The organism is Ketobacter sp., assembly GCF_003671495.1.
Classification (GTDB): domain Bacteria; phylum Pseudomonadota; class Gammaproteobacteria; order Pseudomonadales; family Ketobacteraceae; genus Ketobacter.
This window is the reverse complement of sequence record NZ_RCHN01000001.1, coordinates 50,759-67,374: the sequence shown is the minus strand read 5'-3', so window position 1 is coordinate 67,374 and position 16,616 is coordinate 50,759. Positions and strand designations below refer to the sequence as shown.

The window sequence follows — 16,616 nt, the reverse complement described above, 5'->3', positions numbered from 1 at the left end:
ATCAATCAACAGCATGTCGGCCCAGGCGTTGCTCAGGCCGGCATGCTGTTGGCCCGATCGATCCGGTCGGATCGGGCACGCTCATCAGGCCACGCTGGTGAGACTGGACTTGTCCACCGTCAGCAATGCAGTCCAGTCTGCGTCGATGATCTGCAGGTTCTTTTTCTCACAGAAGCGCTTTTCCTTGTCATTGGCATCGGGCAGCATAACCCAGCCGGCAGGAGACCCCGCCCCATAGATAATATCGCTCAGCACCATGCGCTCGGTATCCCGGTTCATGCGCAAACCCATAAACAGGTATTGTTTGTCTTTGCGGTATTGCTTGAGAAACCCTGGGATGGCAAAGCCGCCCATCAGTTCAGTGATGTAATCCACATAGTCGGCGTCCGACGCGACATAGTTCGGCTCCGGCAGCGGTGTGCCGGTGGGCTTGAACAACACCGGCAGGGCGGTGTCCACGGCGTCCTGAGTGATTTCCCGATAGCCATTGCCATCATGGTGATAAATCTTGAAGCGAAAGTCGGTGCCGGCGATGCGGGCCATGCCAACGATCAGCGTATGGGGTGTGCTTTCATACAAGGCCTGGATCTGGGTGTCACGATTGATGTCCACAATGTAGTTGGGTTGCAGTGAGACCAGCCACTGGTGAAATCCTGAATCGGTCCATTGTGTTTCCAGGTAGGTTTTGGTGAGAAACTTCTCAATAAACTTGCGACCCTTTTTGTTTTCCAGATTCATGGCCGCCCGAGGGAACTCATACATCAGGCGTGGTGCCATGGGTTTGCCATCATTCATCGCCAGGATGAGGCTGTCACTGTCGGCGGGAATGGCCGCACCACTGTCCGCATTGACAACACCTTTAAGAACACCCGGGCCCAAGTAGGGAACAATGTTGCCTTGTGTAATGCCGGAAATAAGATCCGCTAATAGTTGGGAATCTGCCATGACCTTGCCTCTCTTGGTTTTGTGGAATGTGCATTTATATAGAGAAGCATGGCAAGATCCAGGCCATTACTAAGTCGCTGATTTCGTGATGGAAAGCGTTGTAAAGGTCGTAACATTGTCATACTGCGCGGAAGCCTGGGCCGGCGCTTTGGCGTGTTTGCGACAAATAAACACGCACATCAACGCCGGGGATTGACCCAAATCAATTTGTACCTATCACCTCGAAAAATTTGTTGTTATTACGACAGCCAAACCGTTTGTGTAGCCTACAAGACTACCACATAGCCTACGTAACACGATCAATTAAACCCGAAAAAACAGCCACATACGTTCAATGCAGTCAGCTGGCATAGTGCCTGCACTTGGTTAGACGTGTGCAGGCATCCACACCATTCACTCATTGCAACGTTGTCTGCCGCACAAAGTTTCTATAGGCCAACTACATGCCTGGAAAAACCTAGAGGAGAACAATTATGGCAATGCGTCAATGTGCAATTTACGGAAAAGGCGGCATCGGTAAGTCAACCACTACTCAAAACCTGGTGGCTGCTCTGGCAGAAGCAGGCAAGAAAGTGATGATCGTGGGCTGTGACCCCAAAGCTGACTCCACCCGTCTGATCCTTCACTCCAAAGCTCAGAACACCATCATGGAGATGGCCGCTGAAGCCGGCACCGTGGAAGATCTGGAACTGGAAGATGTACTGAAGTCCGGTTATGGCGACATCCGTTGTGTTGAGTCCGGTGGTCCTGAGCCAGGTGTTGGCTGTGCCGGCCGCGGTGTAATCACCGCCATCAACTTCCTGGAAGAAGAAGGTGCGTACGAAGACGATCTGGACTTCGTGTTCTATGACGTACTGGGCGACGTTGTATGCGGTGGTTTCGCGATGCCTATCCGCGAAAACAAAGCACAGGAAATCTACATCGTGGTATCCGGTGAGATGATGGCGATGTACGCTGCCAACAACATCTCCAAAGGTATCGTGAAGTACGCCAACTCCGGCGGCGTGCGTCTGGCTGGCCTGATCTGTAACTCACGTAACACTGACCGTGAAGACGAGCTCATCGAAGCACTGGCCGCCAAGCTGGGCACTCAGATGATCCACTTCATTCCCCGTGACAACGTGGTACAGCGCGCTGAAATCCGTCGTATGACTGTGATCGAGTATGACCCGAAAGCCGGTCAGGCTGACGAGTATCGTGCTCTGGCCAACAAGATCATCAGCAACGAAAAGCTGGTTATTCCTCAGCCTTGCACCATGGATGAGTTGGAAGAACTGCTGATGGAATTCGGCATCATGGATGAAGAAGACCTGAGCATTGTTGGTAAGACTGCTGCTGACGAAGCCTAAGCAGTCTGATCCTGAGTTCGCTCAGGGTGGCTCGGGATAGGGCAGATTGGCCCTATCGAATTCGGCGGCGCAGTCAGGTGGTCGCGCCGCCGTGATTCGCGACCCGTAAACCTAAATAGAGAGGAGACTGACCATGTCTGTCATGTCACGCGATGAAGTTGAATCCTTGATTCAAGAAGTACTGGAAGTATATCCCGCGAAGGCGAAGAAAGATCGCACCAAGCACCTTGCTCCAAACGACCACGAACTCGAGCAGTCCAAGAAGTGCATCACCTCCAACAAGAAGTCCTTGCCGGGTGTGATGACCATTCGTGGCTGTGCCTATGCAGGTTCCAAAGGTGTAGTGTGGGGCCCCGTCAAAGATATGATCCATATCTCACACGGCCCTGTGGGTTGTGGCCAGTACAGCCGTGCTGGACGCCGTAACTACTACATCGGTACTACCGGCGTTAACGCTTTCGTAACCATGAACTTTACCTCGGATTTCCAGGAAAAGGACATCGTTTTCGGTGGCGACAAAAAACTGGCCAAACTGATTGATGAGATCGAAACCCTGTTCCCGTTGAACAAGGGTGTCACCATCCAGTCAGAATGTCCGATCGGTTTGATCGGTGACGACATCGAAGCGGTTGCCAAGAAGAAAACCGCTGAGCATGGCAAAACCGTTGTGCCGGTACGCTGCGAAGGTTTCCGCGGTGTGTCCCAGTCCCTGGGTCACCACATCGCCAACGACGCCGTTCGCGACTGGGTGCTGAGTGCCCGTGACGAAGATGACAGCTTCCCCACCACACCGTATGACGTTGCCATCATCGGTGACTACAACATCGGTGGTGATGCATGGTCCTCCCGCATTCTGTTGGAAGAAATGGGTCTGCGTGTTGTTGCACAATGGTCCGGTGACGGCACTATCTCTGAAATGGAGCTGACGCCGAAGGTTAAATTGAACCTGGTGCACTGCTACCGTTCAATGAACTACATTTCTCGTCACATGGAAGAGAAGTACAAGATTCCCTGGATCGAGTACAACTTCTTTGGCCCCACGAAAACGGTTGAGTCTCTGCGCAAGATTGCTGCACATTTCGACGAAACCATCCAGGCCAAGTGCGAAGAAGTGATTGAGAAATACCGTCCGGAATGGGATGCGGTAATCGCCAAGTTCCGTCCGCGCCTGGAAGGCAAGCGTGTTATGTTGTACGTCGGTGGTCTGCGCCCACGTCACGTGATCGGTGCCTATGAAGATCTGGGTATGGAAGTGGTTGGTACCGGTTACGAGTTTGGTCACAACGATGACTACGATCGTACGATCAAGGAAATGGGCGACGCCACGCTGCTGTATGATGACGTTACCGGTTATGAATTCGAAGAATTCGTAAAAGCGGTTAAGCCTGACCTGATTGGTTCCGGTATCAAGGAAAAGTATATCTTCCAGAAAATGGGTGTGCCGTTCCGTCAAATGCACTCCTGGGATTACTCAGGCCCCTACCACGGCTTCGATGGTTTCGCCATCTTCGCTCGCGATATGGATATGACCCTGAACAATCCTTGCTGGAAAATGCTGCAAGCACCCTGGAAGAAAACTGAAGCCGCCGCTGCTGATTCCGCAGTTGCCGCATCGGCCTGATCCTTAAACCCCATACTCATATTACCCGCCGGACCACAGATTAGTGGCGCGGGAGGAGGCTAAGACCATGAGTCAGCAAGTTGACGACATCAAACCCAGCTACCCCTTGTTCCGTGATGACGAATACAAGGACATGCTCAAGAACAAACGTGAGAACTTCGAGGAAGTGCACTCTCAGGAACTGATCGACGAAACCTTCCTGTGGACCACTACCAAAGAGTATCAGGAACTGAACTTCCAGCGAGAGGCGCTGACCGTTAACCCGGCCAAAGCCTGTCAGCCTCTGGGTGCGGTGCTGTGTGCCCTGGGCTTCGAAAAGACCATGCCTTATGTGCACGGCAGCCAGGGTTGTGTTGCGTATTTCCGCACCTACTTCAACCGTCACTTCAAGGAGCCGATTGCCTGTGTATCCGACTCCATGACCGAAGATGCGGCGGTATTTGGTGGCCAGAAAAACATGATGGACGGGCTGGAAAACTGTAAGGCGACTTACAAGCCGGACATGATCGCTGTATCCACCACCTGTATGTCGGAAGTCATCGGCGACGACCTGAATGCGTTTATCAACAACTCCAAGAAGGACGGTCACGTTCCTGAAGACTATCCCGTACCGTTTGCCCATACCCCCAGCTTTGTGGGTAGTCATGTGACCGGTTGGGACAACATGTTCGAAGGCATGGCCCGTTACTTCACCTTGAACTATATGGAAGATAAGGAAGTCGGCAGCAACGGGAAAATCAACATCGTTCCTGGCTTCGAAACCTATCTGGGCAACTTCCGTGTGATCAAGCGCATGCTGAAGGATATGGGTGTGGATTATTCCATGCTGTCCGATCCTGAAGAAGTGCTGGACACGCCAGCGGATGGTGAATTCCGTATGTACGCCGGTGGCACAACCCAGGCGGAAATCAAGGACGCACCGAATGCGCACAACACATTCCTGCTGCAGCCTTGGCATTTGGAAAAAACCCGCAAGTTCGTGTCCAATACCTGGAAGCACGAAGTACCTAAACTGAAGATCCCGATGGGTCTGGAAGGGACCGATGCCTTCCTGATGAGCGTGAGCGAAGTCACCGGTAAGGAAATTCCGGAAGCACTGGCCAAAGAGCGCGGACGTCTGGTGGATATGATCACCGACTCCCACGCCTGGTTGCACGGCAAGCGTTACGCGCTGTGGGGCGACCCTGACTTTGTCCAGGGCATGGTCAAGTTCCTGCTGGAGCTGGGCTGTGAGCCGATTCATATCCTGTGCAACAATGCCAACAAGCGTTGGAAGAAGGAAATGGAAGGCATTCTGTCCGAATCACCCTACGGAGCCAACAGCACTGTGCACATCCAGAAAGACCTGTGGCACATGCGTTCCCTGGTATTTACCGACAAGCCCGATTTCATGATCGGTAACTCTTACGGTAAATTCATCCAGCGTGACACGCTGTATAAAGGGAAAGAGCACGAGGTGCCACTGATCCGAATCGGTTTCCCGATCTTTGATCGTCACCACCTGCACCGTCAAACCACCATGGGTTATGAGGGCGCCATGCAGATCCTCACAACTCTGGTGAATGCGGAACTGGAGCGCTTGGACGATGCCACTCGTGGCATGCAGACAACAGACTACAACTACGACCTGGTTCGTTAAGTACGTACTCTCCCAGAGGTTGTTTGTAAACTCGTCCTTTTATTCCGCAGCGGGAATTCCCGCCCGCTGCGGAACTTTTTAAATCGCAAGACCAGTGAGGTGCAGTGATGCCGAACGTGATGATTCGCCAGGACCAAAGCGGCAAAAAAACCCTGTATGTCGCCAAGCGTGACCTGGAAGAAGATATTGTATCCATTGAATTTGAAGCCGCTGATCGTTGGGGAGGTGACATTACCCTGGCGGACGGCTCCACCTACTATATTGAGCCACTTGATGTTGCTCCCGATCTGCCGATCACCATTCGCGCCAAACGTGGCGGGGAGGGGTAACCATGTCCTCGCAAGCTGTTAACGACGATGTCGCTCTGCGCATTGGTCTGGCAGCACGAGCGTTGCCGGATGTGGATGCCAGATCCTTTGTTTCTGTCCTGATTGCTGCCGTAGGTCAACCTATTACGGTGGCAAAACTGTCAAAATTACGCCTCAACCGATTGAAGCAGGCTGGCAGTGGTGCTCTGGATGTCATTGACGAGCATGACCTGAAGCGGGCGCTGTCGTTTCTCAAGGGCCGTGGTATCAAGCTTGAAGCTGAACCCCTGCCCGCGGTGAGCGACTATCAGCCTGGTGATATGCCCGGCTCCATTCGCGTGGCCTGTAGCTCGGACAACGGCGACAAGATCGACGGCCATTTTGGTTCCTGTGAGCGCTTTCTGATATATCAGGTGGCCGCAGGGGAAGTGCGTCTGGTTGAGATCCGATCCATCCCGGAAATTGATCCGGATGCGGATAAAAACAAGGCGCGGGCCGAATTGATCAACGACTGTCACGTGCTCTGCACCACCTCCATTGGTGGCCCGGCCGCGGCCAAGGTGATTCGCGAAGGGCTGCACCCCATCAAGCTGAGTTCAGCCGTGGGGGCTGTGGAGTACATGACGGAATTGCAAACCGTGTTGCGATCCTCACCACCACCCTGGCTGGCCAAGGTGATGGGCGAGAAACCGGAACAGCGCGTTCGATTTAACCAGGAGGCTGCATCATGATTAACCGACATTCCCTCAAAGCCATTTTGGAATTTGTAGATCAAAAAGGTTTAAGTGAACAAACGTTAATGGAATTGCGAAGTGAATTTCCTGATTGCCACTTCACCTATTGCATGGATGATGATGTGATTTTCTCCAAAGCCTATGCGGAGACCAGTGCCTATAACGTGTACCTGGTGGATTCCCGTGCCCACTGCTCCACTTTGACCGATGATGCGGATGTGGCGTCCGGCGTCGTGTTCGGTGAAGTGATTGCAGACGAAGACGAAGCGGCCTGAGTGACAGCATCATGGATTCCCGTTGCGATGATGATCTGACCCCAATCGCGGACTGCCGGGTATGTCAGTTCCGGCGCACGCTGCTGTTGTCCGGCCGCTGCAATCCCGGCGACAGCTGCGTGGTGGTGGACAGCGGGCGTCAGATCGATCGCTTTTTTCGGATGAATCCGGAACTGGCGCCTTTGTATATCCAGGATAAATTCTGGGAACGGCGTGCGGTGGCGGCTCGTTACCTGCCGGTGGCACGTCTGCCGGAATTGATGAACGACCCCGACGAAGCGGTGCGCCGTGCGGTGGCCTATCGCCTGCCCCGGGAACAGCTGGTGGCGTTGATCGATGATGAGGACCGTGAAGTCCGGATTACCGTTGCCGACCGTTTACCCATTGAACAGTTGGAACGCATGGCCGCCGACCCGGATTATCTGGTGCGGGCCTATGTGGTGCAGCGTTTGCCGGTGGGGCGGCTGTTCCGCTTTATGCGGGATGCCGATCGCCAGGTGCGCAAGCTGGTGGCAAAGCGCTTGCCGGAGGAAAGCCTGGGGTTGATGGCCATGGACCCGGAGCCGGAAGTGCGTCGCATTGTGGCGTCCCGCATGACCGGGGATTCCGTTAAACCGCTGCTGGAAGACAGCGATTGGACGGTGCGTCTGGCAGCGGTGATGAACGCGCCCCTTTCGTTGCTGGCACCATTGATGGAGGATGCTGATCCGGAAGTACGGGAGGCGGTTCAGGAGCGATTGAAAGAAAACGCCTGAAGTAAAAAAGCGCTATCGTTTTTTGGTCCAGCATACTGTCCTGATCCAGATCAGCTACGTCACTCGCTCTTCCCATGAGCGTCACACAACCGTCACCGCTTTTTTGTAGCCTGCAAATGCTTCCCATCTTTATTTCTTTTATCACCTACAACGTTTGCGGGATACCCGTTATGAGCGTGACGACCCATATACCCGAAGATCATGTACCCGAACATCAACGAGCCCAGGTGGCCCAGGGCCCGAACTGGATGAAGTGGCTGCAGATTGCCGGCTTGGTGTACCTGCTGCTGGTGGCGGTGTCGCTGATCGGTGGTGGCTTCAAACTGGCGGCGGGGGATCAAGCCAAGGAACTGTTCGCGTTTGCCAGTAATCCGGTGGCGGGGCTGGTGGTGGGGACAGTGGCCACCGCGCTGATTCAGTCCTCCAGTACGGTGACCTCCATTATCGTCGGCCTGGTGGCCGGAGGGCTGCCGGTGGGCATCGCCATACCCATGGTCATGGGCGCGAACATTGGCACCACCATCACCAATACTATTGTCAGCCTGGGTCATGTGCGCCAGGGTGAAGAGTTTCGCCGCGCCTTTTCCGCGGCCACGGTGCATGATTTTTTCAACCTGATCTGTGTGGTCATATTCCTGCCCCTGGAAATCATGTTTGGCCTGCTGGAAAAAATGGGTGCCATGGCATCCCAGTGGTTGGTGGGTGGGGATTCCATGTCCATGAACGGATTTGATTTCATCAAGCCGTTGGTGAAGCCGCCGGTTAAGTTTTTGGAGAACACCGTGCTGGGTGGTCTGCCCGAAGCGGTGGCGGGTACGTTGATGATTGCGCTGGGGATCGTCACCATTTTCATGGTGATTACCCTGATTGGAAAACTGCTGAAATCGTTGATGGTCGGGAAAGCCAAGCAGATCCTGCACAGCGCGGTGGGCCGGGGCCCGGTGTCGGGCATCGCCTCCGGCACCGTCATTACCGTACTGGTGCAATCCAGTTCCACCACCACCAGTCTGGTGGTGCCGCTGGCGGGCAGTGGTGTGTTTTCATTACGCCAGATTTATCCCTTTACCCTGGGCGCCAACATCGGCACCTGTATCACCGCCTTGCTGGCGGCCACCGCTGTCACCGGCGCCAATGCTATTTTTGCGTTGCAGGTGGCGCTGGTGCATTTGATTTATAACGTACTGGGGGTTGTGGTGGTGTACGGCATTCCCTGGTTGCGGGAAATCCCCCTGGTTGCGGCGCAACGTCTGGCAGACGCCACCGTGCAAAACAAACTGTATGCGGTGGCTTACATCGGCCTGGTGTTTTTTGTGGTGCCGCTGCTGTTGATCGGCGGCAGTAATCTGATGGGCATCTGAACGCCCGCTGAGGTTAAATCATGAATCCAAAAAAACGTGAATTGGAATCCAGGGTCACTGAACTGGAACAGGCACTGCAGGAACTGAAAACCCAGTTGAGTCAGATTGAATCGCAGGAGCAGCACGACGCCATCGACCATCTGGACGAGTACCTGCAGTCCATGGACAACAAATGGGAGAACGTCCGCTCGTTCTGGCCCATTGTCCTGGCGGAATTACGGGAACTGTTCGGCAACAAGAACAGTTCCGGCAAGGAGTGAGTCATGGCCACAATGAAGCGTAGTGTGGCAGTGGCGTGGGCTTTCGCGGTGGGGTCTGTCGTCGCGGGGGAGTCGGTGACGATTGAGTTGCAGGCGGTGCCGGAGCCGATCCTGCAGGCGGCCACCCGCGCCATGCCCAACGCCCGCTTCCACTCCGCCAACACGGAACAGGAAGCCGCCGGCCTGGTGTATGAAATACAGGGTAAGACCGCCGACGGCCGGGCGCTGGAAGTGGACGTACTGGAATCCGGCCAGGTTGAGGAGATCGAGGTGGAGTTCACCCGGGATCTGGTGCCCGGTGCGGTGCTGAAGGCGGTGGAACATCAATATCCCGGGTTCAAGATTGAGTTTATCGAGGCCAGCCACTCGGCCAGCAAAAAGGTCATCCAGTATGAGTTTGTGGGCACAATGGGAGGCAAGCAGCTTGACCTGGAAGTGTCCGCCGACGGCCGCCGCATTGTGGAGGCGGATGATTAGTGTCGGGCTAACTCAGTTTGGAAAGCCAATCCTCTGATCCAGGTCAAGTGGCTGGTGGCCCCGAAACGGGCGCTCTGATCGGCCCTTATATAGTTTAAAAAACAATACGTTGTGCTTTTCTTGCTGAAATATTGCTCATGCCTCAGATCATTTTTTGACCGAAATATAACGGAAACATAAGTGTAATGATTCGGGTTTGGTGGTAGGTTACACGCATTTTGTGAACCACCGACTTTTGAACCACCGAAATGAGCACCCGAACATGTCCAAGGAAACGGTCCTGACCGCCCCCGCCCCCGATCTTGTTGACAGCCGTGTGGCCGAACTGGCCCAAGGGCCCACCTGGTTGAAATGGATTCAGATTGCCGGCTTGGTGTACCTGCTGCTGGTGGCGGTGTCCCTGATTGGGGGGGGCTTCAAACTGGCGGCGGGGGATCATGCCCGGGAGCTGTTTGCCTTTGCCAGCAATCCGGTGGCCGGGTTGGTGGTGGGCACCGTGGCCACCGCACTGATTCAGTCCTCCAGTACCGTGACCTCCATCATCGTCGGCCTGGTGGCCGGTGGCCTGCCGGTGGGCATCGCCATTCCCATGGTGATGGGCGCCAACATCGGTACCACCATCACCAACACCATTGTCAGCCTGGGCCATGTGCGTCGGGGTGAGGAATTTCGCCGGGCGTTCTCCGCCGCCACCATTCACGACTTCTTCAATATACTGTGTGTGCTGATTTTCCTGCCCCTGGAAATTATGTTCGGCCTCCTGGAGCGACTGGGGGGGTGGGCGTCGTCCTATCTGGTGGGGGCGGAGTCCCTGTCCATGAAAGGGCTGAACTTCATCAAACCCATCGTCAAACCGCCGGTGGAATTCATCAAAACCGCCCTGGCGGGGTTACCGGTGGAGCTTTCCGGCGGCATTATGATTGCGTTGGGTGTGCTGGCCATCTTTGTGGTCATCACCTTTATCGGCAAGCTGCTGAAATCCATCATGGTGGGGCGCGCCAAGCAGATTCTGCATTCGGCGGTAGGGCACGGACCGTTGAGCGGCATTGCCTCGGGTACGGTGGTCACTGTACTGGTGCAGTCCAGCTCCACCACCACCAGCCTGGTGGTGCCCCTGGCCGGCAGTGGCGTGTTTTCGCTGCGGCAGGTGTACCCATTCACCCTGGGGGCCAATATCGGCACCTGCATTACCGCCCTGTTGGCGGCCACGGCCATTACCGGTCCCAACGCGGTGTTTGCCCTGCAAATTGCCCTGGTGCATCTGTTCTATAATGTGTTGGGTGTGGTGGTGATTTACAGCGTACCCTTTCTGCGGGAACTGCCCATCAAAGGCGCGGAGAAGTTGGCGGATGTGGCGGTGGGTAACAAGCTGGTGGCGCTGGCCTACATCGGAGGGATATTCTTCCTGGTGCCGTTTTTATTGATTGGCCTGAGCAATTGGATGTTGGGCTGATCCGCCTGTGGAGTCTTGATCATGAGTGCAAAACGTCGGGAGCTGGAACAGAAGATTGGCGAAATGGAAGCTGCCCTGGCTCAACTGAAGCAGCAGCTGAATCAGGCGGTGGCCGAGGAACAACACGAAAGTATCGATCACCTGGATGATCACCTGCAGGAAATGGATCACAAGTGGGAAAACATTCGCGATTTCTGGCCCATCGTGGTTCAGGAATTTCGCGATCGCTTCGGCAAAAAATAACCCTTTCACCACTCTTCTTTCACGTAATCCGGTACGGCTTTCAAGTACTGGCAAACCTTTTGCAATTCCCCTTGAGAGCACCGCCGGTGAATCCGACGGTGCTGACGGTCTTATTGACAGTTTTATTCCAGCGACGTGCATCAAGATCACAGCCCGATGGGCTGTATCTATCTGAATCTGAACGTCCTGCAATCACAGGGAGCGCCAGTATGATGATGTTATGGTTACTGATCGGGTATCGTGTGGGTTATGTCGGTTTTGCGACAATTGAGGAGGGCGTTCAGTCATGAGTCTGCGACATGTACACAATGGCGACGCGGTTTTCGCGGCCGTGCGCATCGTGAATGACGGTTCTGTACCGCATGCGGATGAGAACGAGATTTTTGCCGAAGTGGGCACCATGGGGATGTTGATCAACACCGGGCATTTGGAAGAGAACCCCAATGAGGAGCTGTTCCTGGTGAGCTTTCAACTGCCCAACGGCGAGCTGGGGCCACCGGTGACCTGCCTGGAGCATGAACTCAGCGCCACGCCCATTGTGCCCTACAGCCATCATGGGTAGAGCGGCTGGATGAGCCGGTCGCCGCTTCGCATCGTTCTGGATTACCACGACCGCACCAAGCATCGCCTGGACGGCTATGCCCAGGGGCCGGACACTCTGGACTGGGATGCGCAGCCGGACCCGTTCCGGCGCTATGACGAGGCCTCTCTCATCGATCTGCCCCTGTTGGCGGATCAGCAGACGCTGCCCTACCGTGCCCTGAGCGAGGCTGCGACCATCGCAGCGCACCCGTTGACTCTGCACAATGTGGCCGTTCTGCTGGAGACGTCGGTGGCGTTGTCGGCCTGGAAGCACTACGGCACGGCTCGCTGGTCGTTGCGGGTGAATCCGTCCAGTGGCAACCTGCATCCCACGGAAACCTATGTTGTGGCTGTGGGTGTGGAGGGTTTGCGGGACGGTGTTTATCATTATCGCGCGGATCTGCATGCCCTGGAGCAGCGTTGCCGGTTTGATGCCGGTAGCAATGCGGAGCCTGCTCTGCACATCGGATTCAGTTCTGTACACTGGCGTGAAGCCTGGAAATATGGTGAGCGGGCTTTCCGTTACTGCCAACACGACGTGGGGCATGCCATGGCGGCCATCAGCTATGGGGCCGCGGCGTTGGGTTGGAGCGTGGGCACCGAGCTGCACTGGGGTGACGCCGCATTGGCTACCCTGTTGGGATTGGATCGGGAGGCGGATTTCCAGCAGGTGGAACAGGAACATTCCGATGTGCTGCTGAGGGTACACACTGCTCAGACGTATTCAACACAACCGTCAGAGGCTCTCGAATTGTTGGCGTGGGCGCAAGGGGGGCACTGGCAGGGCAAGGCCAATCGGCTGGACCCCAAACCGCTTTATCATTGGCCGGTCATCGATGAGGTGGCGGCCGCCAGTGAGCGTCCAGTGCCGACCGATATGCAAACGGAAACGCAGATCCCGCCTGTCATGGTGGAGTCGGTCCCGATGCTGGCCTCCGCGTGCACCCGCAGCGCTGCCGAACTGTTGCGTCGACGCCGTTCTGCCCAGGCCTTCGATGGGACCACCTGGCTGCCGCTGGATGCGTTTCTGCGGATGCTGGATCAGCTGGTGGCACGGCCCCGTTTTGCCCCCTGGAATGCTTTGCCCTGGGCGCCGCGCCTGCATCTGGTGTTGTTCATTCATCGGGTGGAGGGGCTGGCGCCAGGGTTGTATGCGTTGCCCCGCAGTGAACACGGACTGGCCTTGATGCGAGATCAGATGCGTGCCGAGTTTCAGTGGCAAACGGTCAGCGCAGCACCGGACACGGTGCCCCTGTATCAACTCCTATTGGCCCGAGCGGAACGTACCATCGCCAGGCTCAGCTGCCAACAGGCCATCGCCGGCGACAGTTGCTTCAGTGTGGCCATGCTGGCGGAGTTCGAGCCGGTTCTTGCCGCTGGCCCCTGGCGTTATCGGGAGTTGTTCTGGGAAGCAGGCAGCCTCGGCCAGAGCCTGTATCTGGAAGCGGAAGCCGCTGGTGTACGTGGCACGGGCATCGGCTGCTATTTTGATGACCCCGTGCACGAGCTACTGGGCTTAACCGATCACACCCTGCAAAGTCTGTATCATTTCACCGTGGGGGGTCCGCTGGTGGACCATCGGATCACCACGCTGCCGCCGTACCCAGCCAAACTCCGCTGATCTTTTATTTTCCGCGAGCGGGTAAAAATACACAGAACGGAGCGGCAGCCTGTGGTGTTTTCATCTGCCGGGGTCCGCCTATAATGGGGCTCGCATTGTTCATCGCCGCCGGAGACCCTGTTATGCGTGTTCTGCCTGCCGTTCTGTCTGCTTTACTGCTGAGTTGTTATGCTTCCGTTAGCTTGGCGCTGGAGTTGCTCGATCCCATAATCGTTAAACCCATCTATCGTCTGGAACCGGTGTTTCCCACCGGCCGGGCCGGCTTTGCCATGGTCAACGTCGATGCCACCACCGGAGCGGAAACACTCCAGATGGCGAGGCTCACCAGCCTGTCGCCTCAGCGTGCAACCCTGGTGAACTCGGCCATGGCCACCTACGACGGTTACTCCGAAAGTATTGTTTCCCTGATACCCTCGCCGGACAATCGCCTGCTGGCGGTATACAGCTTTCAATTCAGTTCCACCTTCTTCGATCACAATGTGCGTTTGTATCGGATGTCCGATGGTGCTGCTATCAGTGGTGGATTTGTGAATGAGCATGCTTTCAGTGTCCTGGACAAGACGCAGTGGCCGTCGCAAATCATGGCCGATTGCATGGAGTTCGAGCGTGAATTCGGGGTGCCGGAAGAAACCCTGGCGGAAATGGATTACCAGCTGGATGTGGACAGCGCCGGTCACGGCTATACACCGGTGATCCGCTGGCATGACAACCGTACTCTCAGCATCACGGTGGAACCGGAGGTGAACGTGATGTACGGTGACAGTGGATTTCCGGTTTGCAATGGGGTGGAGGCGTTCACTCTGTACCTGGACGTGACGGCAACGACGGCGACGCGGGATCATTTTGGTGAACTGACGGCGGCAGCCTCCATTCCCTGGATTTATCGCCTGGAACCGGTGAGCGCCGCCGTTGCAGAAAATATCACCCTGGACGGTAGCGAAATCGACTTCGAATACCGATTGTATTGGAACGGCTATTTCTACAACCTGTATTTTCCCCGCAGTGCCAACCGGGTGAAAGGCAACATCCCCCGCCTGTATCGCCTGGTGACGAACTAAGGCCCTTTTCTACCCGCCCTTTACTGCCCGCCCTGCTAAGGCAGGGCTAACGCGATCATCTGATTCACTTGCGGATCGCCCAGGGTGAGGTAGCTGATGATGACGATCCACATCAGCACCGGTTTCAACAATGTGTGAGCCGGTTTGGTTCGCATGTCAGACTCCTGCATGTCAGACGCTTCTGGATCAGCGGTGCAAACCCTGTGCCCTTGTCCCTTGCTGTGTGTGCAGCGTTGGTAACGGCTTTGCTTTCAACATCTTAACCGCATCCGCGTGCACTGTGGCGCGGGTCCGGAGTCACCTCCCTGTATCGTATTTGTCGCAAACCCCACAGAAACTGAAGGGCCAGGCCCGCCAACGCCAGCCATTCTGTCGCAGACCCTGCAAAGCCCGGCGCATTGTCGTAATGTCGACACAGCCAAAGGCGGGCTAAGCCCTTAAAAATCAGCGTTTTATCATCTGGTATGGCGGTTGCAGCCAAGCTGTTTGCGGTTGCTGTTGTCAGCCATTACGAGAGGTCGCGTCATGAAAGCCAAGGATATTGCAGAACTGTTGGATGAGCCCGCTTGCGAGCACAACAAGAAGGAGAAATCCGGTTGTGCCAAACCCAAGCCCGGTTCCACCGCCGGGGGTTGTGCGTTCGATGGCGCCCAGATCGCGTTGCTGCCCATCGCCGACGTCGCGCACATTGTGCATGGCCCGATCGCCTGTGCCGGCAGTTCCTGGGATAACCGGGGAACCCGCTCCAGCGGACCGGATCTGTATCGTATCGGCATGACCACCGACCTCACTGAACAGGACGTGGTCATGGGGCGGGCAGAAAAGCGTTTGTTCCATTCCATCAAGCAAGCCATCGAAGATCATCAACCGCCGGCTGTGTTCGTCTACAACACCTGCGTGCCGGCGCTGATCGGCGATGACATCGATGCGGTGTGCAAGGCGGCGCAGGAAAAGTGGAACGTACCGGTGGTGCCCATCGACGCCGCCGGCTTCTATGGCACCAAAAATCTGGGCAACCGCATCGCCGGTGATGCCATGGTGCGCTATGTGATCGGCACCCGCGACAAAGATCCACTGCCGGAGGGAACAGAGCGCCCGGGCATCACGGTGCACGACATCAATCTGATCGGGGAGTACAACATTGCCGGGGAGTTCTGGCATGTGCTGCCCCTGTTTGACGAGCTCGGTATCCGGGTGTTGTGCACCTTGTCCGGCGATGCCCGCTTCCGCGAAGTGCAAACCATGCATCAGGCGGAAGTCAACATGATGGTGTGTTCCAAAGCCATGTTGAACGTGGCCCGCAAAATGGAAGAACGGTATCGGATTCCCTGGTTTGAAGGCAGTTTTTACGGCATCACCGATACCTCCCACGCGCTGCGGGAAGTGGCCCGCCTGATCGGCGACGCTGATCTTACCCGGCGCACCGAAGTCTTGATTGAGCGCGAAGAGAAACGGGTGCGGGCGGCATTGGAACCCTGGCGTGAACGACTCAATGGCAAGCGGGTGCTGCTGTACACCGGAGGCGTGAAATCCTGGTCGGTGATTTCGGCCCTGCAGGATCTGGGCATGAAAGTGGTGGCCACCGGAACCAAAAAATCCACTGAGGAAGACAAAGCCCGTATCCGTGAACTGATGGGCGACGACGTCAAAATGCTGGATGAAGGCAATCCCAAAGTGTTGTTGGACACCGTGGCGGAATACAAAGCCGATATCCTGATTGCCGGCGGCCGTAACATGTACACCGCGTTGAAAGCCAAGATTCCCTTCCTCGACATCAACCAGGAGCGGGAGTTCGGTTATGCCGGCTACCAGGGCATGCTGGAACTGGTGCGGCAATTGACCCTGACCCTGGAAAGCCCGGTGTGGGCGGCAGTACGCCGACCAGCACCCTGGGCCACCACGGCCGGTGAGTTATTGACGGTGAACGGATAACAGGAG

General features: G+C 56.0%; 17 protein-coding genes. 16 read left to right on the top strand and 1 reads right to left on the bottom strand.

The window, feature by feature from the left end:
- Positions 1-84 precede the first annotated feature (84 nt).
- Positions 85-945 carry an SIR2 family protein gene (locus D9N14_RS00335; protein ID WP_290575611.1) on the bottom strand — a complete coding sequence of 287 codons (861 nt, stop codon included), beginning with the start codon at positions 943-945 and terminating at the stop codon, positions 85-87.
- A gap of 473 nt (positions 946-1,418) precedes the next feature.
- Between D9N14_RS00335 and nifH the strand changes: the two genes are divergently transcribed.
- The 16 genes from nifH to nifE all read left to right on the top strand — a co-directional run bounded on the left by nifH (position 1,419) and on the right by nifE (position 16,610).
- A complete protein-coding gene (gene nifH / locus D9N14_RS00330) occupies positions 1,419-2,294 on the top strand; it encodes a nitrogenase iron protein (protein ID WP_290575609.1) in 876 nt (291 codons plus the stop codon).
- Positions 2,295-2,427: 133 nt separating this feature from the next.
- The gene (gene nifD, locus D9N14_RS00325) at positions 2,428-3,915 is read left to right on the top strand and encodes a nitrogenase molybdenum-iron protein alpha chain (protein WP_290575607.1); all 1,488 of its coding nucleotides are present in this window, start codon (positions 2,428-2,430) and stop codon (positions 3,913-3,915) included.
- A 67-nt stretch (positions 3,916-3,982) separates the two neighbouring features.
- The gene (nifK, locus tag D9N14_RS00320; protein ID WP_290575605.1) at positions 3,983-5,554 is read left to right on the top strand and encodes a nitrogenase molybdenum-iron protein subunit beta; all 1,572 of its coding nucleotides are present in this window, start codon (positions 3,983-3,985) and stop codon (positions 5,552-5,554) included.
- Between the two features lie 107 nt (positions 5,555-5,661).
- A complete protein-coding gene (nifT, locus tag D9N14_RS00315; protein ID WP_290575603.1) occupies positions 5,662-5,883 on the top strand; it encodes a putative nitrogen fixation protein NifT in 222 nt (73 codons plus the stop codon).
- Between the two features lie 2 nt (positions 5,884-5,885).
- Positions 5,886-6,593: a dinitrogenase iron-molybdenum cofactor biosynthesis protein gene (locus D9N14_RS00310; RefSeq protein ID WP_290575601.1), complete on the top strand. Its 708-nt coding sequence runs from the start codon at positions 5,886-5,888 to the stop codon at positions 6,591-6,593.
- On the top strand, positions 6,590-6,871 hold the full coding sequence (locus tag D9N14_RS00305; protein WP_290575599.1) for a DUF6129 family protein: 282 nt from the start codon (positions 6,590-6,592) through the stop codon (positions 6,869-6,871). The genes D9N14_RS00310 and D9N14_RS00305 overlap by 4 nt, the downstream gene beginning before the upstream one ends.
- An 11-nt stretch (positions 6,872-6,882) precedes the next feature.
- On the top strand, positions 6,883-7,626 hold the full coding sequence (locus tag D9N14_RS00300) for a 4Fe4S-binding leucine-rich repeat protein (RefSeq protein WP_290575597.1): 744 nt from the start codon (positions 6,883-6,885) through the stop codon (positions 7,624-7,626).
- A gap of 170 nt (positions 7,627-7,796) precedes the next feature.
- Entirely contained in the window at positions 7,797-8,984 is a 1,188-nt protein-coding gene (locus tag D9N14_RS00295; protein ID WP_290575595.1) for a Na/Pi symporter, read from the top strand.
- 20 nt (positions 8,985-9,004) lie between these two features.
- Positions 9,005-9,244, top strand: coding sequence for a hypothetical protein (locus D9N14_RS00290; RefSeq protein ID WP_290575593.1), 240 nt, complete (start codon positions 9,005-9,007; stop codon positions 9,242-9,244).
- Between the two features lie 3 nt (positions 9,245-9,247).
- Positions 9,248-9,721 carry a hypothetical protein gene (locus D9N14_RS00285; RefSeq protein WP_290575591.1) on the top strand — a complete coding sequence of 158 codons (474 nt, stop codon included), beginning with the start codon at positions 9,248-9,250 and terminating at the stop codon, positions 9,719-9,721.
- Between the two features lie 262 nt (positions 9,722-9,983).
- Entirely contained in the window at positions 9,984-11,174 is a 1,191-nt protein-coding gene (locus tag D9N14_RS00280; protein ID WP_290575589.1) for a Na/Pi symporter, read from the top strand.
- 21 nt (positions 11,175-11,195) lie between these two features.
- Complete coding sequence (locus D9N14_RS00275) at positions 11,196-11,417, top strand: hypothetical protein (protein WP_290575587.1); 222 nt, start codon at positions 11,196-11,198, stop codon at positions 11,415-11,417.
- Positions 11,418-11,703: 286 nt separating this feature from the next.
- Positions 11,704-11,979, top strand: coding sequence for a nitrogen fixation protein NifZ (locus D9N14_RS00270; RefSeq protein ID WP_290575585.1), 276 nt, complete (start codon positions 11,704-11,706; stop codon positions 11,977-11,979).
- 9 nt (positions 11,980-11,988) lie between these two features.
- Positions 11,989-13,620 carry a SagB/ThcOx family dehydrogenase gene (locus D9N14_RS00265; RefSeq protein ID WP_290575583.1) on the top strand — a complete coding sequence of 544 codons (1,632 nt, stop codon included), beginning with the start codon at positions 11,989-11,991 and terminating at the stop codon, positions 13,618-13,620.
- A 122-nt stretch (positions 13,621-13,742) separates the two neighbouring features.
- Positions 13,743-14,678, top strand: a complete 936-nt coding sequence (locus tag D9N14_RS00260; protein WP_290575581.1) for a hypothetical protein — start codon at positions 13,743-13,745, stop codon at positions 14,676-14,678.
- A 525-nt stretch (positions 14,679-15,203) separates the two neighbouring features.
- Positions 15,204-16,610, top strand: coding sequence for a nitrogenase iron-molybdenum cofactor biosynthesis protein NifE (gene nifE / locus D9N14_RS00255; RefSeq protein ID WP_290575579.1), 1,407 nt, complete (start codon positions 15,204-15,206; stop codon positions 16,608-16,610).
- Positions 16,611-16,616: the final 6 nt, after the last annotated feature.